The following is a 26,720-nucleotide window of genomic DNA, read 5'->3' on the forward strand; positions in this document are numbered from 1 at the left end:
AAGTACATTGAAACCGTCCGAGCGCCGTAAGGCCCGCCATTGCGCCACCCAAGCCATCTACCAGTGGCAGATGACCCAGGCCAACGTGGGCGACATCGAAGAGCAGTTCAAGATCGATCAGGACACCAAGGGTGTGGACCTGAGCTATTTCCGCGATCTGCTGTTCGGGGTAGCGGTCCACTGCAACGAGCTGGACAAGGTGTTCTCACCTTTCCTCTCCCGTCCGCTGGAAGAAGTGGACATGGTGGACAAGGCGATCCTGCGTCTGGCGACCTACGAGCTGACCCGTCGTGATGATGTGCCGCCGCGCGTGGTGATCAACGAAGCGATCGAGCTGGCCAAAGCCTTCGCCGCCGATGACAGCCACAAGTTTGTCAACGGTGTACTGGACAAGGTGATCAAGACGCTGCCCAAGCGTTGATCCCGCTGTCCATCAGCATTCAGTGCTGATAGATGCTCTGTCGCGAGAAGTCGTCAGCAAGGTGAAGGGCTGCGCAGGGGCCGGAGTGTATAGACATACATGAGGAGCCCGAGCAGCAGATGAGCCTTGATCACGATGTCGCCGCCAGCGCATCAACAGCATCTAAGAGAGGAGCCAGCTTAACCGCTGGCTTTTTACTGTATGGGTGAATTTGAGCTGATTGAGAAGTACTTCAAGGTCCCCCACGCCCGCAAGGACGTGGTGATGGGCCCAGGGGATGACTGCGCCCTGCTGACCCTGCCCGCCGATACCATGCTGGCGGTGAGCACGGATACCCTGGTGAGCGGCGTGCACTTCTTCCCGGACATGGATCCGGTGGATCTGGGCTACAAGGCGCTGGCGGTCAACCTCTCCGATCTCGCCGCCATGGGGGCCGAGCCGCGCTGGGTCTCCCTGGCGCTGACCCTGCCCGCCGTCAACGAGGCCTGGGTCGCCGGCTTTGCGGAAGGGTTCCTCGAGCTCGCCGAATATTACAATGTGGCCCTGGTGGGGGGAGACATGACCCGCGGGCCACTCTCCATCACCGTCTCGGTGAAGGGATCCGTGCCGGCCGGCCGTGCCCTGATGCGCAGCGGCGCCAGGGTAGGGGACGGCATCTATGTCACCGGCACCCTGGGGGATGCGGCCCTGGCCCTCTCCCATCTGCTGGGCAAACGCACCCTCAACGAGAACCAGCTGGCGGCCGTGCTGCCCAGGCTCGATCATCCCCATCCCCGCATCCTGGCCGGTCAGGCCTTGCGTGGGCTGGCGAGCAGCGCGCTGGATCTCTCCGACGGCCTGGCTTCCGATCTCGGTCACATCCTCAAGGCGTCCGGTGTGCGGGCCCAGATAGATCTGGACCTGCTGCCCCTCTCGCCCGTGTTGCAGGACGCCGTGCCCGCACGGGATGCCTGGCAGCTGGCGCTGGCTGGTGGCGATGACTACGAGCTCTGCTTCACTGTGCCACAAGAGCATCACGGTGCCCTGGACACGGCGCTGGCCAACTGCGGCGTCAGGTTCACCCGCATCGGCCGCATCCAGGCCGGCGACCCCGGCATCGACTATGTGCAGGATGAGCAGCCGGTCGAGCTTCATCTCAAGGGCTGGGATCACTTCGCATGAGCTTTTTCAAGATAAGGCCCGAGCTGAACAGCCTGAGCCTGAAGAACCCGCTCCACTGCCTGGCGCTGGGCTTTGGTGCCGGTCTCTCTCCCAGGGCGCCGGGCACCATGGGGACCCTGGTGGCCATTCCGCTCTACCTGCTGGTGAGCGGTCTGCCGATCCCCTGGTTCATCGCCCTGCTGGCGGTGGGCTTCGTGGCGGGTATTCGCATCTGTCAGGCGGCCACCGATGCCATCGGCATGCCGGATCACGGTGCCATCGTCTGGGACGAGGTGATAGGCTTCGGCGTCACCATGATTGCCGCTCCGGCTGGCTGGGAGTGGGTGCTGGCCGGCTTCGTGCTGTTCCGGCTGTTCGACGTGCTCAAGCCCTGGCCCATCTCCTGGTTCGATCGCCGTATCCACGGCGGGCTCGGCATCATGCTGGATGACCTCATCGCCGGTCTGTTCGCCCTGCTCTGCATGCAGTTGCTGGCCCGCTGGTAAGGCGGGGTCGGCGGTCGCGGCGGGCTATCTCATCGCCGGTCTGTTCGCCCTGTTCTGTATGCAGTTGCTGGCCTGCTGGTAAGGCGGGGTGGCGGTTGCGGCCGCCATGGCGGGCTTGGCCCTCGATGCCGCGCAGTGTCATCCTCTGCCTGCCCGCTCTTTCCATACAATTAAGCTTCAGGCGCAGTTCCTTGGTGGGACTGCGCCTTTTTGTATGCAATCCCCCCGGCTTGTCCGGTGACGGCGCGCCGGGCTCTGGCAGATCATTCTGAGTTGACCCTATTTATCTCTGCTTAGTTTTCCTTCATCCAGATATGCTGCCGTTAAAAAATCATTTCACATAAATATTCACTACTCATTCGAAGCCGCGCAGTCTGTATTGAATAGTGGATTCGATTGCTTGTTACATCTTTGTTGAAATTTAAATAAGCTAATCTCTCGCATTGCCATCACAATCTCTGTTAATGTGATGTTTATCGACATTTTGCGCCAATGGCGAGTGCGTTATCTGCGCAAAGTATTGCGAAATTGTATAACTGGATCATTTACACCCGCGGGCAAACCGACTAACTTACTCGCGGGTTATTCCAAAAAAATGCAAAAAACCCGCCCGGATCGCTGGTTTGGCTGCCTCATGGATTGAGCGTTTATTACACAAGACAAGCTCTCAACATAAGTACCAAGGCACAACCAGCATCTGCGGCTGATTTACGGACGAATTATTTGGGACGGATGTCCCCCGCAGAGGTAACCATGTCCTTGCTCGAAGTGAAAAACTTGCGGATCGAGTACCCCTCCCGCTATGGGGTGCTGGCCGCGGTCAAGGATCTCTCTTTTTCCGTGGAAAAAGGCGAGATCGTCGGTGTGGTCGGTGAATCAGGTGCCGGCAAGTCCACCATAGGCAATGCCGTCATCGATCTGTTGAGCCCGCCCGGTCGAATCGCCCGTGGCGATATCTACCTCAACGGCGAGCTCATCTCCGGCAAGAGCCAGAACGAGATGCGGGCCATCCGTGGCTCCCGTATCGGCTTCATCTTCCAGGATCCCATGACCTCCCTCAATCCGCTGTTCACCGTTGAACAGCAGCTGGTGGAGACCATACTGGCCAACACCGATCTCAATCGCGAGGCCGCCTTTGCCAAGGCCCTCGAGCTGATGGGGGCGGTCGGGATACCGCAGCCGGAAATCCGCATCAAGCAGTACCCGCACCAGTTTTCCGGTGGCATGCGCCAGCGTGTGGTCATCGCCATAGCGCTGTCGGGGGATCCCGAGCTCATCATCGCCGATGAGCCGACCACGGCGCTGGATGTCTCCATTCAGGACCAGATCCTCCAGCTCATCCGCAACCTCTGCAAGGAGCGTCAGGTGGGCTGCATGCTGGTGACCCACGACATGGGCGTGGTCTCCAACGTCACCGACAAGGTGGCTGTCATGTATCGCGGGGACCTGGTGGAGTTCGGCACCACAGAACAGGTGCTGGGTCGCCCCAGTCACCCCTATACCCGCAGCCTCATCTCGGCGGTGCCCCGCTCGGATGTGAAGCTGGTGCGCTTCCCCCTGGTCTCCTACATAGAGGATGCCGGTGCGCCGGATCTCAGCATAGATCTCAAGACTCACTGGCTCGGCCAGAGTCAGGACGAGCGCAGCTATGAAGGTGCCCTGCTGCGGGTGGAGAACGTGGATCTGAAGTTCGTCACCAAGGATTCCATCTTCCCGAGTCGCCGCCAGTACGTGCGCGCCTGCAACAACATCAGCTTCGAGATCTTCGAAGGGGAGACCTTTGGTCTGGTGGGGGAGTCGGGCTCCGGCAAATCCACCATAGCCCGTGCCATCACGGGTCTCTATCCGCCCGATACCGGCAAGATCTTCTTCGAGGGGATCGACCTCACCGCCCTGAAAGGGGAGCATGAGCGCCGCCCGCTGCGCCGCCAGATGCAGATGGTGTTCCAGAACCCTTACTCCTCGATGAACCCGCGCATGAAAGTGCGTGACATCATCGCCGAGCCGATCCGCTTCCACAAACTGGCGAGCAGCGAGAGCCAGATCCAGGGCATAGTGAGCGATCTGCTGGATCATGTCGGCCTCGGCCGCGGGGCAGGGGTCAAGTATCCCCACGAGTTCTCCGGTGGTCAGCGCCAGCGCATCTCCATCGCCCGCGCCCTGGCGACCCGACCGCGCTTCCTCATCTGCGACGAGCCCACCTCGGCGCTGGATGTCTCGGTGCAGGCCCAGATCCTCAACCTGCTCAAGGATTTGCAGCAGGAGCTTGGGCTGACCATGCTGTTCATCAGCCACGATCTGCCGGTCATCCGCCAGATGTGCGATCGCATCGGCGTGATGCAGCACGGCCACCTGGTGGAGGTCGCGGAGACCGAAAAACTGTTTACCAATGCCGAGCATGAGTACAGCCGCAAGCTGATCTCCCTCATGCCGGAATTTAAGGGAATGTCCCGCGAGGGGCTGGAAATCGCAAGCTAGGAAAGCACCGGTTCGCCGGTTTGTCTGTCAATAAAAAGCCAAAAGCATGGAGAAAGACATGAAGAAAGGATTATCCAAGATCGCCATGGCGCTGTTCGCCGCTGGTCTCGCGTTCAACGTTTCTGCCGCCGACATCAAGGTTGCCGTCGCCTCTGACGCCACCTCGCTGGACCCGCAGGAGCAGCTCTCCGGTCAGACCCTGGAGATGTCTCACCTGGTGTTCGATCCCCTGATGCGTTACACCCAGGATCTGCAATTCGAGCCGCGTCTGGCCGAGAAGTATGAGCGCATCGACGACAAGACCGTCCGTTTCCACCTGCGCAAGGGTGTCAAGTTCCACTCCGGCAACGACTTCACCGCCGATGACGTGGTATGGACCGTCAACCGTCTGAAGGCCTCCCCGGACTTCAAGGCGATCTTCGACCCCATCGCCGAAGCCAAGAAGGTGGATGACTTCACCGTGGATCTCGTCACCGCCAAGCCGTTCCCGCTGGTGCTGCAGACCGTCACCTACATCTTCCCGATGGACTCCAAGTTCTACAGCGGCAAGGATGAAGCCGGCAAGGACAAGGCCGCCATCGTCAAGAACGGCGACTCCTATGCCTCTACCCATGTTTCCGGTACTGGTCCGTTCAGCGTCAAGTTCCGCGAGCAGGGCGTGAAGCTGGAGTATGCCCGCAACGCCAACTACTGGGACAAGGCCTCCAAGGGCAACGTCCAGAACCTGACAGTGGTACCGATCAAGGAAGATGCGACCCGCGTAGCCGCCCTGCTGGGTGGTGACGTGGACATGATCTACCCGGTTGCCCCGAACGATCTGGAGCGCGTGAAGAACGGCAAGGATTCCCAGCTGGTGACCCTGTCCGGTACCCGCGCCATCATCATCGAGCTGAACCAGAACACCAACCCGGCGCTCAAAGACAAGCGCGTGCGTCAGGCGATCAACTACGCCATCAACCAGGTGGGCATAGTCGACAAGATCAACAAGGGCTTCGGTACCCCCGCTGGCCAGCTGAGCCCGAAAGGCTATGCCGGTTACAACGAGGCGCTCAAGCCCCAGTATGATCTGGCCAAGGCCAAGGAGCTGATGAAGGAAGCCGGTTACGAGAAGGGCTTCAAGATGACCTTCATCTCCCCGGCTGCCCGCTACGTCAACGACGTGAAGATCGCCCAGGCCGTCTCCGCCATGCTGTCCAAGATCAACATCAAGGTGGATCTGAAGACCATGCCGGTTGCCCAGTACTGGCCCGAGTTTGACAAGTGCGCCTCCGACATGCAGTTGATCGGCTGGCACTCCGACACCGAAGACAGTGCGAACTTCTTCGAGTTCCTGACCTTCACCAAGGATGCCAAGACCGGCATGGGTCAGTACAACTGCGGCGGTTATGCCAACGCAGAAGCTGACAAGATGGTGATGGAAGCGAACACCGAAACCGATCCGGCCAAGCGTGCCGCCATCCTGCAGAAGGTGGAAGCCATGCTGATCGACGACGCTGCCTACGTGCCCTTGCACTGGGAAGACCTGGCCTACGGTGCCAAGAAGAACGTCGACATCAAGCCTGTGGTCAACGTGATGAACTTCCCTTACCTGGGTGACCTGGTGGTCAACAAGTAAGTGAAGCGCTAAGGAAGGACCTGGCGGGGCGCCCATGGGTGCCCCGTCATTAACAGAAGCCTGTGCCAAGACACAGGCCACGTAGAAGGACAAGCATGTTTACATTCCTGCTGAAACGGTTCTATCAGGCCGTGATAGTGATGTTCGTCATCAGCCTGGTCGCCTTCTCCATCCAGGACAACCTGGGGGATCCGCTGCGCGAGCTGGTGGGACAATCCGTCTCCGAGTCCGTGCGCCAGGAGCTGCGCGACAAAATGGGCCTCAATGATCCCTTTTTGGTGAAATACAGCCGCTTCTTGCAGAACGCGGTGCAAGGGGATCTGGGCACCTCCTATTTCTTCAAGCGACCGGCCCTCGAGGTGATCCTCGACAAGCTGGTGGCTACCCTTGAGCTGGTGTTTGCTGCCGCGCTCATCATCGTCGTGGTCTCCATTCCGCTGGGGGTTTATTCGGCGATAAGACCGCGCAGTTTCCTGACCAAGCTCATCATGGCGGTGAGCAGCATCGGCATCTCGATCCCGGTCTTCCTGACCGCCATCATGCTGATGTACCTCTTCTCCATCCAGCTGGGCTGGCTGCCGGCCTATGGCCGTGGCGAGACCTACAACCTGCTGGGCTGGGAGTCGGGCTTCTTCACCTGGGACGGTATCAAGCACCTGATCCTGCCTGCGGTGTCGCTCTCCTCCATCATGCTGCCGCTGTTCATCCGACTGGTACGCTCCGAGATGCTGGAGCAGCTCTCCTCCGAGTACGTGAAGTTCGCCCGTGCCAAGGGGCTGGATAACAACAAGGTCTACTACAGCCACGCCCTCAAAAACACCATGCTGCCGGTCATCACAGTCGGCGGCGTGCAGATCGGCACCATGGTGGCCTACACCATACTGACCGAGAGCGTGTTCCAGTGGCCGGGGACGGGTTTCCTGTTCCTCGAGGCGATCCACAGGGTCGATACCCCGCTGATCACCGCTTACGTCATCTTTGTGGGCCTTATCTTCGTGGTGACCAATACCCTGGTAGACCTGCTCTACGGGTTCATCAACCCGACCGTCAACCTGACCGCCAAGGGGTAACAGATGACTAACGCTGTAACTGCAAGCCCAAGCCGTTGGGCGCGATTCAAGAACTCTGACATCGTCTACTACTTCCTGCGGGACAAGGTAGCCATGTTCAGCTTTGCGGTGTTTGTGGTGTTCGTACTGGCGGCGCTGCTGGCGCCCTGGCTGGCACCGCACAACGTCTATGACCAGACTAGCTTCGATCTGATGGATGCGGAGCTGCCTCCCTCCTGGCTGGAAGGGGGCGAGGCGCGCTTCTGGCTCGGCACCGACAACCAGGGTCGTGACATCTGGAGCACCATCCTCTATGGCGCCCGCATCTCGTTGACCATAGGCCTGTTCGCCGTCGGTCTGCAGCTGGTGCTCGGCATCGTCATCGGCCTTATCGCTGGTTACTTCGGTGGTCGCATCGACAACCTGCTGATGCGCTTTGCCGACGTGCAGCTGTCGTTCTCCACCATGATGGTTGCTATCATCATCTCAGCCATCTTCCAGGCGACCTTTGGCTCCGAGTTCTACTCGAAGTTCGCCATCCTGATGCTGGTGGTGATCATCGGCATCGCCGAGTGGCCCCAGTACGCCCGGACGGTACGCGCCTCCGTGCTGGCGGAGAAGAAGAAGGAGTACGTGGAAGCGGCCCAGGTGATGGGGTTCCGTGCCCCGCGCATCATGTTCCGCCACATACTGCCGAACTGCCTGTCGCCCATCCTGGTCATCTCCACTGTGCAGGTGGCGAACGCCATCATGAGCGAGGCGGCTCTCTCCTTCCTCGGATTGGGCATGCCGGTGGATCAACCGTCCCTGGGGTCGCTCATCAGCGTGGGCTTCAACTACATCTTCTCCGGCTCCTGGTGGATCACCGCCTTCCCGGGTATCTGCCTGGTGGTGCTGGTGCTGGTCATCAACCTGCTGGGTGACTGGCTGCGGGATGTGTTCAACCCGAAGATCTATAAAGGGTAAGAAGGGTCAGACACGCAGAAAACAAGAAGGGCGCCATCAGGCGCCCTTCTTTTGTTTGATCGCGTTAACCGCTTGATCAGGCTTGCAGCCAGGCCTCTATGCTGGCCTGGATACCAGCGGCATCCAGCCCCAGCTGGGCATAGATCTCCTCCTGGGTGCCTTGCTCCACGAAGCGATCCGGCAAACCGAGATTCAGCACAGGTTTGCACTGCTTGGCACGCATCAGCAGCTCGTTCACCGCAGAGCCGGCCCCGCCCATGATGGCGTTGTCCTCGAGAGTGACAAACTGATCGTGGGAGGCGGCAAGGGAGAGCACCAGCGCCTCGTCCATGGGCTTGACGAAGCGCATGTCCACCAGGGTGGCGTCCAGCGCCTCTGCGGCGGCCTTGGCCTGATGCAGCAGGGTGCCAAACGCCAGTATGGCGGTGCCCTTGCCTTCACGAATGACGCGACCCTTGCCGAGTGCCAGCGCTGTCATCTCGCTCTGGATCTCGGTGCCGCAGCCGCTGCCACGGGGATAGCGCACCGCCGCGGGCTGGTTGCACTGATAGCCGGTGTAGAGCATCTGGCGGCACTCGTTCTCGTCGGACGGCGTCATCACCACCATGTTCGGCACTGTGCGCAGGAAGCTGATGTCGAACGCCCCCTGATGGGTAGGGCCGTCGGCACCCACCAGACCGGCGCGGTCTATGGCGAACAGCACCGGCAGGTTCTGCAGCGCCACGTCGTGGATCAGCTGGTCATAGGCCCGTTGCAGGAAGCTTGAATAGATAGCGACCACGGGTTTCTTGTCGGCGATGGCAAGGCCGGCGGCGAAGGTGACCGCATGCTGCTCGGCGATGGCTACGTCGAAGTAGCGATCCGGATACTGCTGGCTGAACTTGACCAGGCCCGAGCCCTCGCGCATGGCGGGGGTGATGCCGACCAGACGCTCGTCCCTGGCGGCCATGTCGCACAGCCACTGGCCGAAGATGGCGGAGAAGGTCGGCTTGCCGCCGGCACTCTTGGGCAGGGCGCACTCGTCCGGGTTGAACTTGGGCACGGCGTGGTAACCGATGGGGTCTTTCTCGGCGGGCTCGTAGCCCTTGCCCTTCTTGGTCTTGACGTGCAGCAGCTGGGGACCCTTGAGGTTGCGCATGTTGCGCAGGGTCTCGACCAGGGCATGGATGTCGTGGCCGTCGATGGGGCCTATGTAGTTGAAGCCGAACTCCTCGAACAGGGTGCCTGGCACCACCATGCCCTTTAGGTGCTCCTCGGCCCGCTTGGCCAGCTCCTTGACCGGCGGCAGCCCCGCCAGCACCTTCTTGCCGCCTTCGCGGATGGTGGTGTAGAGCTTGCCGGACATCAGCCTGGCCAGGTGGTTGTTGAGCGCCCCGACATTTTCGGAGATGGACATCTCGTTGTCATTGAGCACCACCAGCATGTCCTTGTGGACGTCGCCGGCGTGGTTGAGGGCCTCGAAGGCCATGCCCGCGGTGATGGCGCCGTCACCTATGACGGCCACCACCTTGCGGCCCAGCCCCTCGCTCTCGGCGGCAACCGCCATGCCGAGGGCAGCACCTATGGAGGTGCTGGAGTGGCCCACGCTGAGCACGTCGTACTCGCTCTCTTCCCGCCAGGGGAAGGGGTGCAGGCCATCTTTCTGGCGAATGGTGTGAATGCGCTCGCGACGACCGGTCAGGATCTTGTGGGGATAGGCCTGATGGCCCACGTCCCACACCAAGCGATCGAAGGGGGTGTTGTAGACGTAATGCAGCGCCACCGTCAGCTCGACTGTGCCGAGGCCGGAGGCGAAGTGGCCGCTGGAGCGGCTCACCGAGCGCAGCAGATACTCGCGCAGCTCTTCGCACAGAATGGGCAGCCGCTCTTTGGGCAGGGATCGCAACTCGACCGGCGTATCCGCGAGGGCCAGGTTGGGGAAATCGCTAATATCAACGCTCATATTGTTACTGTTATCCAGCGTTTAGTGGGTTCGCTCGATGATGTAATCGGCAAACGCTTCCAGAATGTCGGTATTGTAGGGCAAGGATTGCAGGGCTGTTAAGGCCTTGTCATGCAGTTCGCGAGCCAGCTCACGGGCAGGGTCGAGACCGAGCAGGGCCGGATAGGTGCTCTTCTCCTGCGCCAGATCCGAACCTTGCGGCTTGCCGAGGGTGGCGGTGTCGCCCGTGATGTCGAGGATGTCATCCTGCACCTGGAAGGCGAGCCCGATGGCGGCGGCATAGGTTTGCAGCGCGGCCAGGGTGGCAGGCGCCACGTCGGCCTTGCACAGGGCCCCCAGGGTGACGGCGCACTCGATGAGGGCTCCCGTCTTGTGGCGATGCACCTGCTCAAGCTCGGCGAGGCTGATCCGGCGGCCTTCGGCCTCCAGATCCAGCGCCTGACCGCCGCACATGCCGAGATAACCGGAGGCGCGGGCCAGGGCGCTCAGCATCCGTACCCGGTTGGCAAGCAGTTCGTCGGGGAGGGGATGGTCCGCCAGTATGGAGAATGCCAGGGTCTGGAGGGCATCACCGGCCAGGATGGCGGTGCCTTCATCGAATGCCTTGTGCACTGTCGGTTGGCCGCGGCGCAGATCGTCGTTATCCATGGCGGGCAGATCGTCGTGCAGCAGGGAGTAGGCGTGAATGCACTCCACCGCAGCGGCGGGGCCGTCGAGCCGCTCGCTTGGCACCCCCAGCATCTCGCCCACGGCGTAGACCAGGAAGGGGCGTACCCGCTTGCCGCCGAGCAGCAGGCCGTATTTCATCGCATCCCGCAGGCGTGGTGCCATGGCGGGCAGAGCCTCAAGCTGTGCCGAGAGGCAGTCGTCGATGCGGCGCCGGTGCAGGCGGGAGAAATCGTCCAGGGTCACTCACTCCTCTCCTTGCTCTGATCGAAAGGGGACCGCCTGTTCGCTGCCGTCGGCCTGGGTCAGGAGGATCTGGATCTTCTGCTCGGCTTGCTCCAGCTTCTGCTGGCCGGCCCGCACCAGATGGATGCCCTGTTCGAATTGTTTGAGTGCTTCCTCGAGGGGGAGCGACCCCTGTTCGAGTTGATGCACTATGGTTTCCAGCTCTTCCAGGGTGGCATCAAAACTCAGACGGTCGATTTTTTTACTGGCCATGTCCATCCTCGGGGATTGAAAAAAACGGCTCATCTTAACATCGACCGGGCACAGGGGGGAGGCAGAAAAGTGTGCCGCCCTCAAACTATCCTGACCGCGGCCGATAACAGGGGGCTGGCATCCATCTATTGCCGACGTGTTATGAAGGCGTGCCGGGCTTGCTGCCAGGGGCGCAATAGCAGAAAATTCAACGCAATATAAATAAATGGCAAGTTCGGCAACAGGAGTAGGGATGTGGATTTAGGCAGTCTGATAGGCATAGTGCTGGGATTCGGGGTCGTGGTGTACGGCATGCTGCTGGGTGGCCCCATGAACATGTATGTTGATATGCCCTCGGTCTATATCACCATACTGGGCTCCCTCTTCATCTGCATGATGAAGTTCAACCTCAGCCAGTTCCTGATGGCATTCAAGGTCGCGGGCAAGGCCTTCATGTACAAGGGCGACAAGCTCGATGACCTGATTGCCAAGGCGGTAGAGCTGGCGGACGCGGCCCGCAAGGGGGGCTTTCTGGCGCTGGAAGCGGCGGAGATCCCCAATGCCTTCATGAAGAAGGGCATCGACATGCTGGTGGACGGCCATGATGCCGATGTGGTGCGCGCCGTGATGGAAAAAGACATTGAGCTGACCTCGGAGCGCCACGTCATCGCCATCAAGGTGTTTCGCTCCCTGGGGGATCTCGGCCCCGCCATGGGGATGATAGGTACGCTAGTGGGGCTGGTGGCCATGCTGGCGAACATGAGTGATCCCAAGTCCATAGGCCCGGCCATGGCGGTAGCCTTGCTGACGACTCTGTATGGCGCCATTGAAGCCAACATGGTGGCCATTCCCATCGCCGACAAGCTGGAGCTGCGCAGCGGCGAGGAGCAGTTGAGCCGCACCCTGATCCTCGACGCCATCATGGGCATCCAGGACGGCCAGAACCCTCGCGTGATCCAGGCCATGCTGCAGAACTACCTCAACCAGTCCAAACGCAACAACGGGCTTGACTAGGAGGCCCCATGGCAAAGTGCAAGTGTCCGCCTCCCGGCCTGCCGGGCTACATGGGTACCTTCGCCGATCTCATGTCCCTGTTGATGTGCTTCTTCGTGCTGCTGCTCTCCTTTGCGGAGATGGATGTGCAGAAGTTCAAGCAGATCGCCGGCTCCATGGAGAAGGCGTTCGGGGTGCAGAACATCCTGGAGGTGAAGGATATTCCCAAGGGGACCTCGGTCATCGCTCAGGAGTTTCGCCCTGGCCGGCCCGAACCGACCCCCATCGACACCATCATGCAGCAGACCATCGACATGACCCAGACCGAGCTGGATTTTCAGCCCGGGGATGCGGATCAGGCGGGGGGGCATGACAAGACCGAGGGTCAACAGAGCGGTGGCGACACCGCCCAGCAGGCCCAGAAGGCGCAGGCGCAGTCCAACGAACTGGCCAAGGCGCTGGCCGAGCAGATGCAGGCCCAGATCCAGGACGGGGCCATAGAGATAGAGGCGCTGGGTCAGCAGATCATCATTCGCATCCGCGAGAAGGCGGCGTTCCCGGCGGGTTCCGCCTTCCTGCAGCCCCAGTTCTGGCCGGTGATCCGTAAAGTGGCGACCCTGCTCAAGGATGTGCCCGGGGAGATCACCGTCTCCGGTCACACCGATGACGTCGCCACCGAAGACGAGCTGTTCCAGTCCAACTGGGAGCTTTCGTCCCAGCGGGCGGTGGCGGTGGCCCACCAGATGATCAAGGTGCCCGGCTTTGACGGCAACCGCCTGGTGGTGCAGGGAATGGCGGATTCCCAGCCGTTGGTGCCGAACAACAGCCCGGAGAACAGGCGCATGAACCGGCGGGTGGAGATCGCCATCATGCAGGGCAAACCGACGGTATCTGCCCCTATCGGTGTGGCTGATCCCAAGTAGCGTTCGCAAGAAAGCGCGATCCCGCTGGCAGCGGTTGTCTCCGATAACCGCTGCTTCTCTTTTTCTGTTGAGTCGGAGTTGCCTAGCATAGGGCCTCCGCTCGCCGCATGTTCAGGCAAATCGGGTGAGAACAGTGGCCGATTGAACCGCGCCTCTGCGGTTCGCCCGCCCATCAGTCACTCCCAATGCGGCGCCTGTCGCGCGGCAATGCGCTCTCATCTCCCCCCCTGATCTCATGCCGCTCCCCCGTGGCCTTGTCGACCTCCCGCGTTATGTACGATGCCGTACAGAACTGCGCGCTGCCCCGTGTTACATCTTCGTCACGGCGAATGGATAGCACCCGGGCTGCCGGATGTGCGTTTTTCAGCCCTCCAGGAAGGAACCACCATGAACCATATCTTCAGTGCCAACCTGCTCCTCACCGGACTGCTGTTGCTCCCGTTAGCCAGCCACGGCGCCGAGCTCACCGACGACACCGATGCCGCGCAGTCGATGCCATCTGAATCGTCGACCATGGAGTCCTCGACGCTGGAATATGTCGAGGACTCGGTCATCACCACCAAGATCAAGGCGGGGCTTGCGGCCGAGCAGATGTCCAGCCTGGTCAATATCCATGTCGAGACCGATGATGCCGGGGAGGTCACCCTGAGTGGCGGCGCGGTGGATCAGGCGGCGCTGGACAAGGCCGTGGCGATTGCCATGGGCGTCGAGGGGGTGACCTCTGTCAAGAATGACATCAAGGTCGGGACCGAGCGCTAGGCAAACGCCCGACGACCTCTCATGGCAAGGCGTCATGGTGTGCAGGGGAGCCTTTGAGCTGGGTGATCCGGCACGCTGCCTGTGTGGCTACCGCCATCGGTCGATGGGGGCCCTTAGGCACGTCGCCCGTTCGGGGTTGCCACTCTGTCGTCAGGGTGGCCAGCCTTGAAACCGACCACCACACCGGCGGCTATGAGCCGGGCGACGCCACAGGCGCTGGTGCTGTCGGGATCCTGGACTGCGCTGGGTATGGGCAGGCTGACAAGCGAGCTCGACTCCCTTGCGGCCCTGGCCGGAGAGCATTGGGTCATCGACGCCTCTGGCATCGAGGCCCTCGATACGGCAGGGGCCTGGATCCTGCAAACACTGCTGCGCCGGCTGCGTGACGAGGCGGCTGGCGTCGAATTACGCCAACTGCGCCCGGAGTTCGCCAGGCTGTTCGATGCCCTGGCTCAGGAGGCCACACCGGGACCCGCGCCTATACCCTCTCACCCTTTATCCCGCCTGGAAAGCCTGGGTCAGGGCACGGCGACCCTGTTGGCACAAGGCTGCGCCCTGCTCGCCTTCATCGGCGAGTGCACCTTCGCCTTGGGTGGCTGGCTGGCCCATCCGACACGGATTCGCTGGCGCCCAATTCTTTACAACATCCGCAGCGCAGGTGTCGATGCCCTGCCCATCGTCGGTTTGCTCTCCTTTCTGCTCGGCATCGTCGTCGCCTATCAGGGGGCCGCGCAGTTGCGCCTCTATGGCGCCAACATCTTTGTCGTCGATCTGGTCGCGCTTTCGATGCTGCGAGAGTTCGCACCGTTGATCACCGCCATCATAGTCGCCGGCCGCTCCGGTTCCGCCTACGCGGCGCAGATCGGCACCATGGCGGTGACCGAGGAGATCGACGCCATGCGCACCATAGGCATTGCGCCGCTCGACACGCTGGTGCTGCCCAAGGCGCTCGCTCTCCTGATCACTCTCCCCCTGCTCACCCTCTTCGCCGATCTCTTCGGCGTCCTGGGGGGCATGCTGATGGCGCACATCCAGCTGGACGTCGGCACGACCGAATTCCTCGATCGCTTCGTCAAGACGGTGAGCGTCACGGATCTGCTGATCGGCATCGGCAAGGCGCCGGTATTTGCCGCCATCATAGTGACCGTTGGCTGCTTCCAGGGGTTTCAAACCAAGGGAGGTGCCGACAGTGTCGGACGACAGACGACCCGTAGCGTCGTCCACTCCATCTTTATGGTGATAGTGGCCGATGCGCTCTTCTCGGTTGCATTCAGCGCCCTGGATCTTTGAGATGAAGGCGCCAGATGGCAGTGTCACCCCGGCCATCATCATCAGCCAGTTGATGACGCGCTTTGGCGAGCATGTGGTCCATGACGGGATCGATCTGGTGGTCAACCACGGCGAGATCTTCGCGCTGATCGGTGGCTCGGGATCGGGCAAGTCGACCTTGCTGCGGGAGATCATCCTGCTTCAGCAACCCGAGTCGGGCTCGATCCGGGTGCTCGGGGTCGATCTCGCCAACATCGAAGACGCCGACGCCCTTGCCCTGCGCCAGCGCTGGGGCGTCATGTTTCAGAGTGGCGGCTTGTTCGGCTCCCTGACCGCCAGGGAAAACGTAGGTCTGCCGCTGCGTGAGCACACCGAGCTCGCACAGGGGCTGATCGACGACATCGCCGACAGCAAGCTGGCGATGAGCGGCCTGGAGCCGGTCGTGGGGGATCAGTACCCGGCCGAGCTGAGCGGCGGCATGCTAAAGCGCGTCTCGCTGGCACGTGCCCTGGCCCTCGATCCCGAACTGCTCTTTCTCGATGAGCCGACCGCAGGTCTGGACCCCGAAAGCGCTGGCGAGATAGACAGTCTGATCCGCAAGTTACGCGATCTGTTCGGCCTGACCATAGTCCTTATCACCCACGATCTCGATCTGCTGTGGCAGGTGGCCGACCGCGTCGCCGTGCTCGGCGACGGCAAGGTGCAGGGGATAGGGTCGATGACAGCGCTGGCAAAGATGGATCTGCCGGCAATCCGGCCATTCTTCGAGGGCCCGCGAGGTCGGGCCGCCGAGCAACGCAGCGAGGGGACATGATGGAAACCAAGGTCAGTTACGCCCTGGTAGGGGGTTTTGTCGTCATCCTCGGCACCCTGCTGGTGGCCGTCATCCTCTGGCTCGCCTCGGGAGGGGCTTTCCAGAAGGCATACGATCTCTATCTGGCGATCTCGGAGGAGTCGGTCGCCGGCCTCAATCTCAATGCTCCGGTCAAATACAACGGTGTCGATGTCGGCAGGGTCAGGCAGATACGGCTCGATCCGGCCAATCCCGAGCAGGTCAATCTGCTGTTCGCCATCGAGCGAGGCACGCCGATCAGGCAGGACACTGTGGCCGTGCTCAAGACACAGGGCCTGACGGGGATCGCCTATGTCGAGCTGAGCGGTGGGGCCAGCGACATGCCCCTGTTGCAGGCCACCCCTGGCTATCAGTATCCGGTGATCCGCACCCATCCATCGCTTGCTGCTCGCCTCGAGAACGTCCTCACCAGCGTGCTGGCCAAGCTGGACAGTACCTCGAACAGCCTCAACGCCCTGCTCGGTCCGGAGAATCAGGCGGCCTTCCAGAGCACCCTGACCGACATTGCCCGGGTGGCGCATACCCTGGCCGAGCGCAACGAGAGCATAGATGCCGGCCTGAAGGATGCGGCCAGGGTGATGAAAAACAGCGCAAGCGCGAGCCACGAGCTCGCCCCCCTGATCGCGCGTATCGGGCGGGCGGCGGATGCCGTCGAGAAGATGGGCAATGAGATCGCCGGCACCAGTGCCAGCGCAGGCAAGACCCTCAACGCGGTCGGCAGCGACATCAACCGCTTCACGGCGGAGACCCTGCCCCAGCTGGAACGCCTGCTCGGCGAGCTCAGCGTGCTGACGACTTCGCTGCGTCGCCTCAGCGAGCAGACCGAACGCAACCCCTCCGGGCTCCTGTTTGGCCACAAGCCGGTGCCGGATGGCCCGGGAGAATCATCCGAAGGAGGGCAACAGCCATGATCCGCCAGCCAGCACCTCCCTTCACCCGGCTCGCCGTCGCCGCGCTGTTGCTGCTCCTGCCCGCTGCCTGCAGCATGTTCGACGCGGCCAAGGTGCCGCCACCGGCCTTCTATTCGCTCTCCGGGGTGGGTGCATCCCCCCCGACCAAGGCCGCCGCGGCCAGACTGGACGCCGCGCCTACGCTGATCGTCAACCCGCCGCGGGCTGCCCCCGGTTTCGACAGCCAGCGGATCATCTACGTTCGCGAGCCCTATCAGCTGGAGTATTTCGCGCACAGTGAATGGATCGATACGCCCGCCCGGATGATAGCTCCTGGCATAGTCGCCGCACTCGAGGACACGGGGGCCTTTCGCGCCGTCGTCCTGGCTCCCAGTGCGGCTGCGGGGGATCTGCGCCTCGATGTCGAAATCATCCGCCTGCAGCAGGAGTTCGACAGATCACCCAGCCGTACCCGCTTCACGCTGCGGGCCTACCTGGTGGACAGCGACAGCCGCCAGGTGCTGGCCTGGCGCGAATTCGACGAGACAGTGCCAGCACCGCAGGCCAATCCCTACGGCGGCGTGATGGCGGCCAATAGTGCCGTTCAGCAGGTCGTGCAGCGCCTGGCCAGCTTCTGTGCCGACGCCACGGGTAACTGGCGCCCCTCACCCGGGGCGCGCCGCTGAACCGCAGACATGGCAGAGAAAAGGGGGCTGGCACAGGCCGGGGAGCTGCAGGCTCCCTTGGTTCTGACATCTGGATGGGGCTTCATCTTGATGCCTGAGGCTCAGCCTCTCCTGTCGGCGGGTTGTGTCGCCTAGGGGTCTTGCCGGCGGTAGCCGGGGGAGGGTATCGAGCAAGTGGTGCTCTGGCTTAACGCCGTATCAGCGAGCCATTGGTCAGGTGCCGGGCCCGTGCTCTATGTGGGTCAACGTACAGACCCCCTGTTGTGTGCGGCTTATTCTCACGATGGCTGGTGCGGGATCCCATTCTCGGTGCTCGCACCCTCATCCAACTGACTATCAGGAGTTCATCATGAACAAGGACCAACTCAAGGGTCGTACTGAAGAGACCAAAGGCAAGGACGACAAGGAATCAAAGGGGGCGATTCCAGTGTCCGCCGGCAAACACCAGGCAGCCCCCGACGATAGAAAAGAAGAGCGCAGGGACGCCAGAAAGGGGAAATAAATTGTTACCGCGTTGGTTAGCGTTCTGCCAACGCGCTTTTCCCCTCACTCTTTCTTCCAACAATGTCAGGAGTATCAAATGAACAATATCATTCCATCCAGCCGTCTTGGGTCAAGAGTACTCAGCGCCAGCACGCTCAGTGGCGACGATGTGTACGACCCGAGAGGTGAAAAGCTGGGCAGCATCAAGGAGCTCATGCTGGATATCGAAAACGGCAAGGTGTGCTATGCGGTGCTCTCCTTCGGCGGTTTCCTCAGTCTCGGCGAGAAGCTGTTTGCCGTACCCTGGAGCGCCCTGAAGGTCGATACTGAAAACAAGCGCTTCATCATGGATACCACAGAGGAACGCATGAAGAACGCCCCGGGTTTTGATAGCGACCACTGGCCCAACATGGCAGATACCTCTTGGGAAAAGAGCATCTACAGCTATTACGACACCAGGTACTGAGGTGGTTTTGCACGCTGGCTTGATGTTGGTCTGCCTTTTGATCCCCTCCGGCCTATGATCGTCAGCAAGGCATGGAAACGTGTCTGCAAGCAGGATTTCACCTAGGCAAGGCGAGGCTCGATGCGGTGGTGAGCCTGATCAGACAACTAAAACGAAAATATTGCAGCCAGGGTCAAGGTCGCCGTGGCTGCCTCCGTTCGCCTCATCCTCTCGATTTTCTTCAGCCTCCCGGCAGGCCTCTGGTCATTCAAAGCGCGATCCCGCTCGCAGGGGCTGACATGGATTTTGTGGCGGCTTCATATTAAGATGCCTCATCCGAACCGATAGCTGCGGCTCTCTTTGATTGCCGCAGCTTCTCTTTTTCAAGCAACCCAGGTTTCGACTATGAATCATACTCCGATGACTGTTCGCGGCGCTGAAAAGCTGCGTCAAGAGCTCGACTATCTGAAGAGCGAGCTGCGTCCCCAGATTATCGAAGCGATTGCTGATGCCCGTGAACATGGTGATCTGAAAGAAAACGCCGAATACCATGCCGCTCGCGAGCAGCAAGGTTTCTGTGAAGGCCGCATTCAGGAAATTGAGAGCAAACTCTCCAATGCCCAGGTGATCGATATCACCAAGATTGCCAACAATGGCCGCGTCATCTTCGGTGCGACCGTGACTCTGCTGAAAAGCGAAACGGAAGAGGAAGTGGTCTACCGCATCGTGGGTGACGACGAGGCGGACATCAAACAGAACATGATCTCCGTGAACTCGCCCATTGCCCGTGCCCTGATCGGCAAGGAAGTGGACGACGTGGCCATCGTCAAGACACCGGCTGGCGATGTTGAGTACGAAATTCTGGAAGTCGCCTACCTCTGACGATGAGGTGCGGTGAAGAGACAGGGGAGCCCGGCTCCCCTGTTCCATTTAGTCCCCCTGATAGGTCTGGACGAAGGCGTCCTGATGACGCTGGAAGAGCCAGTCCCGCAGTTGCTCCTGATCTCCCTTGTCCAGCTGGAATTGCAAGGCCCAGTCATGGTGCTTCTGGTGGGACTGGACATGCCTTATCAGGGTGCCGCTCAGTGCCAGGGGGGGCAATCCCTCGATGCCGAGGGTGCCGTGCAGCCGATCGCCCTTGGTCAGAGTCGGTGGCAAACCTGCCACGATGAGACCGCCAAGGGAGAGGCTGTGCACCTCATACTCGGCATCGCTGGTGTGCAGGACGGCTTTCTCATCGAGTCGCCAGGCGCGCAGGTGAGGGGAGCCCAGCTCTGTGATGGTGGGGGCGGCGATGCGCAGCTCGGTGTGGCCTTCCGCCGCCAGGGTACAATGCAGCGGAAAACGCAGTTGATGGCCGGCGATACGGGCCTCGATCGTCAAGGGGCTGGCCCGTTGCAGCAAGCTCTGTAGGGGAAGACTCAGGTTGCCTCGCAGGAACTGGCCGGCGGCCATGTCCTCTGCGTCTCCCAAGTCCTGCAGCATGGCCAGCTCCTCGTCGGTGAGAATCTGATGCTTGTCCATAGTGGGTGTCCGCAAGTATTCATCGCAGGTTAAGGGCCTGACGACTATTTTGGCAAGCGACTTGGGAAGAAGAGAAATGAAGGAAAGAGCGAACGCTCTTTCCTGTTACTTGCGGGGCAACTGGATCTTGGGTTCTGTGGCCTGACGATAGATGGTCAGTACATGGCCCATGCTCTGTACCTTGATGGCGCCTGTCTCACGGACGATGGCTTCCATCACCAGCTGTTTCATCTCACGATCTTCAGACGACACCTTAACCTTGATCAGCTCGTGGTGGTTCAGCGCCAGATCGATCTCGGCCAGCACCCCTTCGGTCAGGCCGTGTTGTCCCAGCAGGACGACCGGCTTCAGGCTGTGGGCTAGGCCCTTGAGGTACTGTTTCTGTTTATTGTTGAGAATCATGGCAATTTCTTCATAAGTCAGGGTTGAAAGGGGCGTATTCTACCCCCACTTAGCCCTTAATACTAATAACCCTTGTGGTTTTTTAAAGTCGACAATCATGACCCAGAAAAAACATTCCCCCAGTTCAACCCGCTGGTTAAAAGAACATTTTGACGATCATTACGTCAAAAAAGCCCAGAAGTTGGGACTGCGTTCCCGTGCCGTGTTCAAGATCGATGAGATCCAGGGCAAGGACAAACTGCTCAAGCCGGGCATGACGGTGGTGGATCTGGGGGCGGCCCCCGGTGGCTGGTCCCAGTTTGCCATCGATCAGGTGGGTGACAAGGGGCGAGTGATTGCTTGCGATATTCTGCCGATGGATTCCATTGCCGGTGTCGATTTCCTGCAAGGGGACTTTCGGGAGGAAACTGTGCTTGCCACCTTGCTGGCACGAGTTGGCCCGGACAAGGTTGATGTGGTCATGTCTGACATGGCGCCCAACATGAGCGGGACCCAGCAGGTGGATCAGGCTCGCTCCATGTATCTGATCGAGCTGGCGCTGGACATGTGCAATCAGGTCCTGCGCAGTAATGGCAGTTTCGTGGTCAAGGTATTCCAGGGGGAGGGGTTTGATGCCTATCTCAATGAAATTCGTAGACTTTTCTCTGTCGTCAAGATTCGTAAACCAGACTCCTCCCGTGCCCGTTCACGAGAAGTCTACATTGTGGCTACCGGTTTTAAACTGTAGTACCCTAACCCTCATCGTTAACTGTCAGTCTGCGAGGTCATTGATTTGAGTGACATGGCGAAAAACCTAATCCTGTGGCTGGTCATCGCCGTCGTGTTGATGTCGGTGTTCAATAGCTTCAGCCCCAGCGATACCACCAGTCGCCAGCTGGACTATTCCAGCTTCGTGAAAGAAGTGACCCAAGAGCAGATCCGTGAAGTGCGGATGGATGGCAAGGTCATTAATGGCGTCAAGCGCACCGGTGAACGTTTCACCACCATCATCCCTGCGCCGGATCCCCAACTGCTCAACGACATGCTCAACCACAACGTGAAGGTGATGGGTGAGAAGCCGGAAGAGCCGTCTCTGATCACGTCCATCTTCATCTCCTGGTTCCCGATGCTGTTGCTGATCGGTGTCTGGGTCTTCTTCATGCGTCAGATGCAGGGCGGCGGTGGCAAGGGTGCCATGTCGTTCGGCAAGAGCAAGGCTCGCCTGATGAGTGAAGATCAGATCAAGACCACCTTCGTCGACGTGGCGGGTTGTGACGAGGCAAAGGAAGAGGTCAAAGAGCTGGTCGACTATCTGCGTGATCCGACCAAGTTCCAGAAACTGGGCGGCAAGATCCCCACCGGCGTGCTGCTGGTCGGCCCGCCCGGTACAGGTAAGACCCTGCTGGCCAAGGCCATCGCGGGTGAGGCCAAGGTGCCCTTCTTCACCATCTCGGGTTCCGACTTCGTCGAAATGTTCGTGGGTGTCGGTGCCTCCCGGGTGCGCGACATGTTCGAGCAGGCCAAGAAGTCTTCCCCCTGCATCATCTTCATCGATGAAATCGATGCGGTCGGTCGTCAGCGTGGCGCCGGTCTGGGTGGTGGTCACGATGAGCGTGAGCAGACCCTGAACCAGATGCTGGTCGAGATGGATGGCTTCGAAGGCAATGAAGGCGTCATCGTCATCGCCGCGACCAACCGTCCAGACGTGCTGGATCCCGCTCTGCTGCGTCCGGGTCGTTTCGACCGTCAGGTCGTGGTCGGTCTGCCGGATGTCCGCGGTCGTGAGCAGATCCTGAAAGTACACATGCGCAAGGTTCCGTTGGCGGATGACGTCAATGCCGCTGTGATTGCTCGTGGTACCCCGGGCTTCTCCGGCGCCGATCTCGCCAACCTGGTCAACGAAGCCGCCCTGTTCTCCGCCCGTGAGAGCCGTCGTGTGGTCTCCATGCTGGAGTTCGAGAAGGCCAAGGACAAGATCATGATGGGTGCGGAGCGTCGCTCCATGGTGATGAGAGACTCCGAGAAGGAGATGACCGCTTATCATGAAGCCGGTCATGCCATCATCGGCCGTGTAGTACCGGATCATGATCCCGTCTACAAGGTCTCCATCATCCCCCGTGGCCGTGCCCTTGGGGTGACCATGTACCTGCCGGAGCAGGATCGCTGGAGCCACTCCAAGCAGCATCTGGAGTCCATGATCTCCAGCCTGTATGGCGGTCGTCTGGCGGAAGAGCTGATCTACGGTGCCGAGAAGGTATCGACCGGTGCTTCCAACGACATCGAGCGTGCCACCGACATCGCCCGCAAGATGGTCACCCAGTGGGGCATGTCCGAGCGTCTGGGCCCCATGCTCTATGCCGAAGAAGACGGTGAAGTCTTCCTTGGTCGCAGCATGGCCAAGGCCAAGCACATGTCCGACGACACCGCGCGCGTCATCGATGCCGAGGTCAAGCAGGTCATCGATCGCAACTATGCTCGTGCCAAGCAGATCCTGCAGGACAACATGGATGTGCTGCACACCATGAAGGATGCCTTGATGAAGTACGAGACCATAGATGCCAAGCAGATCGACGATCTGATGGCCCGTCGTGAGGTCCGTGCTCCCAGCAACTGGCACGATGAGCACGGTGACACCCCGCAAGGCGGCGCCAGCGTGAGCAGCGAGCCCGAGGTCAAGGCGCAGGCCGATGACAACAGCGCACCGCGCAATGACATCGACAAGGCGAACGATGTGCCGGCCAAATAAGCTTTCATGATCCAGACCCCGGGCTTGCCCGGGGTTTTTCTTTATGCGATACCCAGATTTTCTTGTGACAGGTAGATGTAAAGATGCAACTAATCAGCAAGGGGCGCAGCCTCTCCCTGGATCGTCCCCACGTCATGGGGATCCTCAACGTGACGCCGGACTCCTTCTCCGATGGCGGCCGCTTCAAGCCGCTTGAACTGGCCCTGTCCCATGCCCGCCAGATGATGGAGGAGGGGGCCACCCTCATCGACATCGGCGGCGAGTCGACCCGCCCTGGCGCCCCCGACGTGAGTGAGCAGGAGGAGCTGGACAGGGTCATCCCCGTGGTCGAGCGGATGGTCCAGGAGCTGGATGTGATGATCTCCCTCGATACTTCCAAGGCTGCCGTGATGAGGGCGGGCTGCGCGGCAGGTGCCCACCTCATCAATGACGTGAGGGCCCTGCTCGAGCCCGGTGCCCTGGCTGCCGCGGCAGAGGCTGACGTGCCCGTGTGCCTGATGCACATGCAGGGACAGCCAAGAACCATGCAGGCAGAACCCCATTACGACGACTTGCTGGGGGAGGTGAGGGCCTTCTTCGACGAGCGGATAGCCGCTTGCCTGGATGCCGGGATCCGGCGCCAGCACCTGCTGCTGGATCCGGGTTATGGCTTTGGCAAGACGGTGGCACACAACTATCAGTTGCTGGCCGAGCAGCAGAAGTTGCTGGATTACGGTCTGCCGCTCTTGGTGGGGATGTCGCGAAAGTCTATGATAGGCAATCTGCTTGGCCGCCCCGTTGATGAGCGGCTGGCCGGCAGCCTGGCCTGCGCCCTGATCGGGTTGCAACATGGCGCCAGGATCATTCGGGTGCACGACGTGCGAGCCACCATGGACGCGCTGCGCGTAGGCTGGATGACCATGACGGGACAAGATTTCGTATCCAGATAAAATAACGAGAACAGACAATGACCAGAAAGTACTTCGGCACAGACGGTGTGCGCGGCAAGGTGGGTGAATACCCGATCACTCCGGATTTCGTGATGAAGCTGGGCTGGGCCGCCGGCAAGGTGCTCTCCAAGAAGGGCACCAAGAAGGTGCTGATCGGCAAGGACACCCGGATCTCCGGCTACATGCTGGAATCGGCGCTGGAAGCGGGCCTCTCCGCTGCGGGCCTCAAGGCCATATTGATGGGCCCCATGCCGACGCCGGCGGTGGCCTACCTGACTCGCACCTTCCGTGCCGAGGCTGGCATCGTCATCAGCGCCTCCCACAACCCCTATTACGACAACGGCATCAAGTTCTTCTCCGCCGACGGCACCAAGCTGCCCGATGAGGTGGAGCTGGCCATCGAAGCCGAACTGGATCACGAGCTCAAGTGCGTGGAGTCCGCCGAACTTGGCAAGGCGCAGCGCATCGACGATGCCGCCGGCCGTTACATCGAGTTCTGCAAGAGCACCTTCCCCACCCATCTGAGCCTGGAAGGGGTGAAGATGGTGGTGGATTGCGGCCATGGCGCGACTTATCACATCGCACCCTCAGTGTTCCGCGAGCTGGGCGCCGAGGTGATTGCCATCGGTTGCAGCCCGGATGGCCTCAACATCAACGATGGGGTGGGCTCTACCGCACCTGAGGCGCTGGCCGCCAAGGTGCTGGAGTGCAAGGCCGATCTCGGTGTCGCCTTCGACGGTGACGGCGATCGCCTGGTGATGGTAGACAGCACTGGCTACATCATCGACGGGGACGAGATCCTCTACATCATCGCCCGCGATGCCCTGCGCAACGGTCGCCTCAAGGGCGGCGTAGTCGGTACCCTGATGGCCAACATGGGCCTGGAGCTGGCATTGCAGACGCTCGGTATTCCGTTTGCCCGTGCCAAGGTGGGTGACCGCTATGTGCTCGAGATGATGAACGAGAAGGGCTGGCGCATAGGTGGCGAGAATTCGGGTCACATCATCTGCCTGGATCAGACCACCACAGGGGATGGCATAGTCGCCGCCCTGCAGGTGCTGACGGCGGTGTGCTCTGCGGAGATGCCGCTGGCCAAGCTGCGCTCCGGTATGAGCAAGTTCCCCCAGGTACTGGTGAACGTACGTTTTGCCGAGGGCAAGGATCCGCTGGCGGCCGACGCCGTGCAGCAGGAAGTGGCCAAGGTGGAACAGGAACTGGGTGGCCGTGGCCGTGTCCTGCTGCGCAAATCCGGCACCGAGCCCCTGATCCGGGTGATGGTGGAAGGAGAGCATGAGCAACAGGTGCGTGACATGGCACAACGCATCGCCCAACAGGTCGAATCGGCGTTTTAATGAGCAACCAGGGCGGTTTTTTAACCGCCCTGGTTGTATCTTGTTCAAACGATTCGAAAATTTGAAAATAGCACTTGTCAGCTGATCATCCTCTGGATATTATCAGCCCCGCTTTCGCAAGGGAGTTGCCGATGGGACATCGCAAGCCGTTTGTAGCAGCCAACTGGAAGTTACACGGTAGTAGGTCGCAGTTAGAGCAGTTTACGAGTCAATGCCTGAAGGGTGTTGGTGATCATGTAGATGTTGTTCTCTGTCCTTCCCATGTGCATCTCGACTTTACCGCACGACTGCTCGATGAGCAGAAGGCGATAAGGTTGGGGGCTCAGAATGTGAGCCAGCACCGACAAGGCGCTTATACGGGTGAAATCTCGTGTGAGATGCTGGTCGAGGCAGGGTGCCGATACGTACTGGTTGGGCACTCCGAGCGCAGGCGTCTCTTTGGTGAGACCAGCTTTATCGTCGCAGAGAAGTTTGCGGCAGTCAGAGCGGCAGGTTTGATTCCCATCCTTTGTCTGGGGGAGTCAGGTGCGGCGAGGCAGGCGAGAAGAACCTTCGAGGTGATCGCCGAAGAGCTGGATATCGTCATAGAGAAAAATGGCGCGATGGCTTTCGATAATGCTATCATCGCCTACGAGCCGATTTGGGCTGTAGGTACAGGTAAATGCGCCACACCCGAGCAGGCACAAGAGGTTCATTCCTTTATACGTGGTCGCTTGGCGGAGGATACTCCGGTAATAGGTGAGAAAGTCAGAATCATCTATGGTGGGAGCGTGACGCCGACCAACGCGAGAGATTTGTTTGCCCAGCCCGACATTGATGGCGGACTGATAGGTGGAGCAAGCCTCGATAGCGATGCGTTTTTAGGAATTGTTGAAGCGGCAAAGGGTGCAAGTTAAATGTACGAGATTCTTTTAGTCGTTTATCTGCTGGTGTCACTGGCTCTGATCGGTCTGGTGATGATTCAGCAAGGTAAAGGGGCTGATATGGGCGCCTCCTTCGGCGCAGGGGCATCGAATACTGTATTCGGCTCCGGTGGTTCAGGCAGTTTCCTGACCCGCACAACTGCAATTTTGGCCACTCTGTTCTTTTTGATCAGCCTGGTGCTCGGCTCCATGTCAAGCAACAAGGTAAAACAGGGTAGCGAATGGGAAAATCTGCAACAGACTCAGCAAGTTGAGCAGACCAAAGCGCCAGTAAAGAAAGACACTGACGTTCCCGAGTAAAGAG

The 26,720-nt window shown here is 60.4% G+C and carries 28 protein-coding genes; 23 read left to right on the plus strand and 5 right to left on the minus strand.

Features of this window, described 5'->3' with window-relative positions:
* The first annotated feature begins 7 nt into the window (after positions 1 to 7).
* The 7 genes from nusB to OC537_RS00995 all read left to right on the plus strand — a co-directional run bounded on the left by nusB (position 8) and on the right by OC537_RS00995 (position 8,175).
* Entirely contained in the window at positions 8 to 421 is a 414-nt protein-coding gene (gene nusB / locus OC537_RS00965) for a transcription antitermination factor NusB (RefSeq protein ID WP_025326032.1), read from the plus strand.
* Positions 422 to 622: 201 nt separating this feature from the next.
* Complete coding sequence (gene thiL / locus OC537_RS00970) at positions 623 to 1,582, plus strand: thiamine-phosphate kinase (RefSeq protein WP_163154268.1); 960 nt, start codon at positions 623 to 625, stop codon at positions 1,580 to 1,582.
* Positions 1,579 to 2,067 carry a phosphatidylglycerophosphatase A gene (locus OC537_RS00975; RefSeq protein ID WP_262108566.1) on the plus strand — a complete coding sequence of 163 codons (489 nt, stop codon included), beginning with the start codon at positions 1,579 to 1,581 and terminating at the stop codon, positions 2,065 to 2,067. The genes thiL and OC537_RS00975 overlap by 4 nt, the downstream gene beginning before the upstream one ends.
* A gap of 753 nt (positions 2,068 to 2,820) precedes the next feature.
* Positions 2,821 to 4,545 (plus strand): dipeptide ABC transporter ATP-binding protein, encoded by a 1,725-nt coding sequence (locus OC537_RS00980; protein WP_106887630.1) that lies wholly within the window; start codon positions 2,821 to 2,823, stop codon positions 4,543 to 4,545.
* Positions 4,546 to 4,603: 58 nt separating this feature from the next.
* On the plus strand, positions 4,604 to 6,160 hold the full coding sequence (locus OC537_RS00985) for an ABC transporter substrate-binding protein (RefSeq protein ID WP_106887629.1): 1,557 nt from the start codon (positions 4,604 to 4,606) through the stop codon (positions 6,158 to 6,160).
* Between the two features lie 95 nt (positions 6,161 to 6,255).
* Entirely contained in the window at positions 6,256 to 7,230 is a 975-nt protein-coding gene (locus OC537_RS00990) for an ABC transporter permease (RefSeq protein WP_106887628.1), read from the plus strand.
* A gap of 3 nt (positions 7,231 to 7,233) precedes the next feature.
* Positions 7,234 to 8,175, plus strand: a complete 942-nt coding sequence (locus tag OC537_RS00995) for an ABC transporter permease (RefSeq protein WP_025326038.1) — start codon at positions 7,234 to 7,236, stop codon at positions 8,173 to 8,175.
* Positions 8,176 to 8,251: 76 nt separating this feature from the next.
* On the opposite strand, the gene dxs is transcribed toward OC537_RS00995, so the two are convergent.
* From dxs to xseB, 3 genes are read right to left on the minus strand one after another with little or no spacing between them, the layout of a single operon-like run.
* The gene (gene dxs, locus OC537_RS01000) at positions 8,252 to 10,117 is read right to left on the minus strand and encodes a 1-deoxy-D-xylulose-5-phosphate synthase (protein WP_262108571.1); all 1,866 of its coding nucleotides are present in this window, start codon (positions 10,115 to 10,117) and stop codon (positions 8,252 to 8,254) included.
* 21 nt (positions 10,118 to 10,138) lie between these two features.
* Positions 10,139 to 11,029: a (2E,6E)-farnesyl diphosphate synthase gene (ispA, locus tag OC537_RS01005; protein WP_106887626.1), complete on the minus strand. Its 891-nt coding sequence runs from the start codon at positions 11,027 to 11,029 to the stop codon at positions 10,139 to 10,141.
* Positions 11,030 to 11,281, minus strand: a complete 252-nt coding sequence (gene xseB, locus OC537_RS01010) for an exodeoxyribonuclease VII small subunit (protein ID WP_025326041.1) — start codon at positions 11,279 to 11,281, stop codon at positions 11,030 to 11,032.
* 234 nt (positions 11,282 to 11,515) lie between these two features.
* Here xseB and pomA point away from each other — a divergent pair, with 234 nt between their 5' ends.
* From pomA to greA, 10 genes are all read left to right on the plus strand, one after another.
* Complete coding sequence (gene pomA / locus OC537_RS01015) at positions 11,516 to 12,274, plus strand: flagellar motor protein PomA (RefSeq protein WP_106887625.1); 759 nt, start codon at positions 11,516 to 11,518, stop codon at positions 12,272 to 12,274.
* Between the two features lie 8 nt (positions 12,275 to 12,282).
* Positions 12,283 to 13,176, plus strand: a complete 894-nt coding sequence (locus OC537_RS01020) for a flagellar motor protein MotB (RefSeq protein ID WP_025326043.1) — start codon at positions 12,283 to 12,285, stop codon at positions 13,174 to 13,176.
* A 387-nt stretch (positions 13,177 to 13,563) separates the two neighbouring features.
* Positions 13,564 to 13,935, plus strand: coding sequence for a BON domain-containing protein (locus tag OC537_RS01025; protein WP_262108581.1), 372 nt, complete (start codon positions 13,564 to 13,566; stop codon positions 13,933 to 13,935).
* Between the two features lie 165 nt (positions 13,936 to 14,100).
* Positions 14,101 to 15,225 (plus strand): ABC transporter permease, encoded by a 1,125-nt coding sequence (locus OC537_RS01030; RefSeq protein WP_262108583.1) that lies wholly within the window; start codon positions 14,101 to 14,103, stop codon positions 15,223 to 15,225.
* Between the two features lies 1 nt (position 15,226).
* Complete coding sequence (locus tag OC537_RS01035; RefSeq protein WP_262108585.1) at positions 15,227 to 16,018, plus strand: ABC transporter ATP-binding protein; 792 nt, start codon at positions 15,227 to 15,229, stop codon at positions 16,016 to 16,018.
* Positions 16,015 to 16,968, plus strand: coding sequence for an MlaD family protein (locus OC537_RS01040; protein ID WP_262108587.1), 954 nt, complete (start codon positions 16,015 to 16,017; stop codon positions 16,966 to 16,968). Before OC537_RS01035 ends, OC537_RS01040 begins: the two co-directional genes overlap by 4 nt.
* Positions 16,965 to 17,633, plus strand: coding sequence for an ABC-type transport auxiliary lipoprotein family protein (locus tag OC537_RS01045; protein ID WP_262108589.1), 669 nt, complete (start codon positions 16,965 to 16,967; stop codon positions 17,631 to 17,633). The genes OC537_RS01040 and OC537_RS01045 overlap by 4 nt, the downstream gene beginning before the upstream one ends.
* Positions 17,634 to 17,982: 349 nt before the next feature.
* Positions 17,983 to 18,135, plus strand: coding sequence for a hypothetical protein (locus tag OC537_RS01050; RefSeq protein ID WP_163154255.1), 153 nt, complete (start codon positions 17,983 to 17,985; stop codon positions 18,133 to 18,135).
* A gap of 78 nt (positions 18,136 to 18,213) precedes the next feature.
* Positions 18,214 to 18,582 carry a PRC-barrel domain-containing protein gene (locus OC537_RS01055; protein WP_106887621.1) on the plus strand — a complete coding sequence of 123 codons (369 nt, stop codon included), beginning with the start codon at positions 18,214 to 18,216 and terminating at the stop codon, positions 18,580 to 18,582.
* 384 nt (positions 18,583 to 18,966) lie between these two features.
* Positions 18,967 to 19,443, plus strand: a complete 477-nt coding sequence (greA, locus tag OC537_RS01060) for a transcription elongation factor GreA (protein ID WP_041205192.1) — start codon at positions 18,967 to 18,969, stop codon at positions 19,441 to 19,443.
* A 48-nt stretch (positions 19,444 to 19,491) separates the two neighbouring features.
* On the opposite strand, the gene OC537_RS01065 is transcribed toward greA, so the two are convergent.
* Together OC537_RS01065 and yhbY are read right to left on the minus strand one after the other, a co-directional pair.
* Positions 19,492 to 20,085, minus strand: a complete 594-nt coding sequence (locus tag OC537_RS01065) for a PilZ domain-containing protein (protein WP_163136389.1) — start codon at positions 20,083 to 20,085, stop codon at positions 19,492 to 19,494.
* 105 nt (positions 20,086 to 20,190) lie between these two features.
* Positions 20,191 to 20,487: a ribosome assembly RNA-binding protein YhbY gene (yhbY, locus tag OC537_RS01070; protein WP_025326057.1), complete on the minus strand. Its 297-nt coding sequence runs from the start codon at positions 20,485 to 20,487 to the stop codon at positions 20,191 to 20,193.
* Positions 20,488 to 20,584: 97 nt separating this feature from the next.
* Here yhbY and rlmE point away from each other — a divergent pair, with 97 nt between their 5' ends.
* The 6 genes from rlmE (at position 20,585) to secG (ending at position 26,716) form a co-directional block, all read left to right on the plus strand.
* Positions 20,585 to 21,214 (plus strand): 23S rRNA (uridine(2552)-2'-O)-methyltransferase RlmE, encoded by a 630-nt coding sequence (gene rlmE, locus OC537_RS01075; RefSeq protein ID WP_262108602.1) that lies wholly within the window; start codon positions 20,585 to 20,587, stop codon positions 21,212 to 21,214.
* 45 nt (positions 21,215 to 21,259) lie between these two features.
* Complete coding sequence (gene ftsH, locus OC537_RS01080; RefSeq protein ID WP_111910384.1) at positions 21,260 to 23,212, plus strand: ATP-dependent zinc metalloprotease FtsH; 1,953 nt, start codon at positions 21,260 to 21,262, stop codon at positions 23,210 to 23,212.
* A gap of 83 nt (positions 23,213 to 23,295) precedes the next feature.
* Positions 23,296 to 24,141: a dihydropteroate synthase gene (gene folP / locus OC537_RS01085; protein ID WP_262108611.1), complete on the plus strand. Its 846-nt coding sequence runs from the start codon at positions 23,296 to 23,298 to the stop codon at positions 24,139 to 24,141.
* Positions 24,142 to 24,158: 17 nt separating this feature from the next.
* Positions 24,159 to 25,493, plus strand: coding sequence for a phosphoglucosamine mutase (gene glmM, locus OC537_RS01090; RefSeq protein WP_262108613.1), 1,335 nt, complete (start codon positions 24,159 to 24,161; stop codon positions 25,491 to 25,493).
* A 131-nt stretch (positions 25,494 to 25,624) separates the two neighbouring features.
* The gene (gene tpiA / locus OC537_RS01095) at positions 25,625 to 26,389 is read left to right on the plus strand and encodes a triose-phosphate isomerase (protein ID WP_262108614.1); all 765 of its coding nucleotides are present in this window, start codon (positions 25,625 to 25,627) and stop codon (positions 26,387 to 26,389) included.
* Entirely contained in the window at positions 26,390 to 26,716 is a 327-nt protein-coding gene (secG, locus tag OC537_RS01100; RefSeq protein ID WP_025326063.1) for a preprotein translocase subunit SecG, read from the plus strand. It abuts the gene before it with no gap.
* Positions 26,717 to 26,720 lie beyond the last annotated feature (4 nt).

Source organism: Aeromonas sp. Marseille-Q5825 (genome assembly GCF_946892685.1).
GTDB lineage: Bacteria > Pseudomonadota > Gammaproteobacteria > Enterobacterales > Aeromonadaceae > Aeromonas > Aeromonas rivipollensis.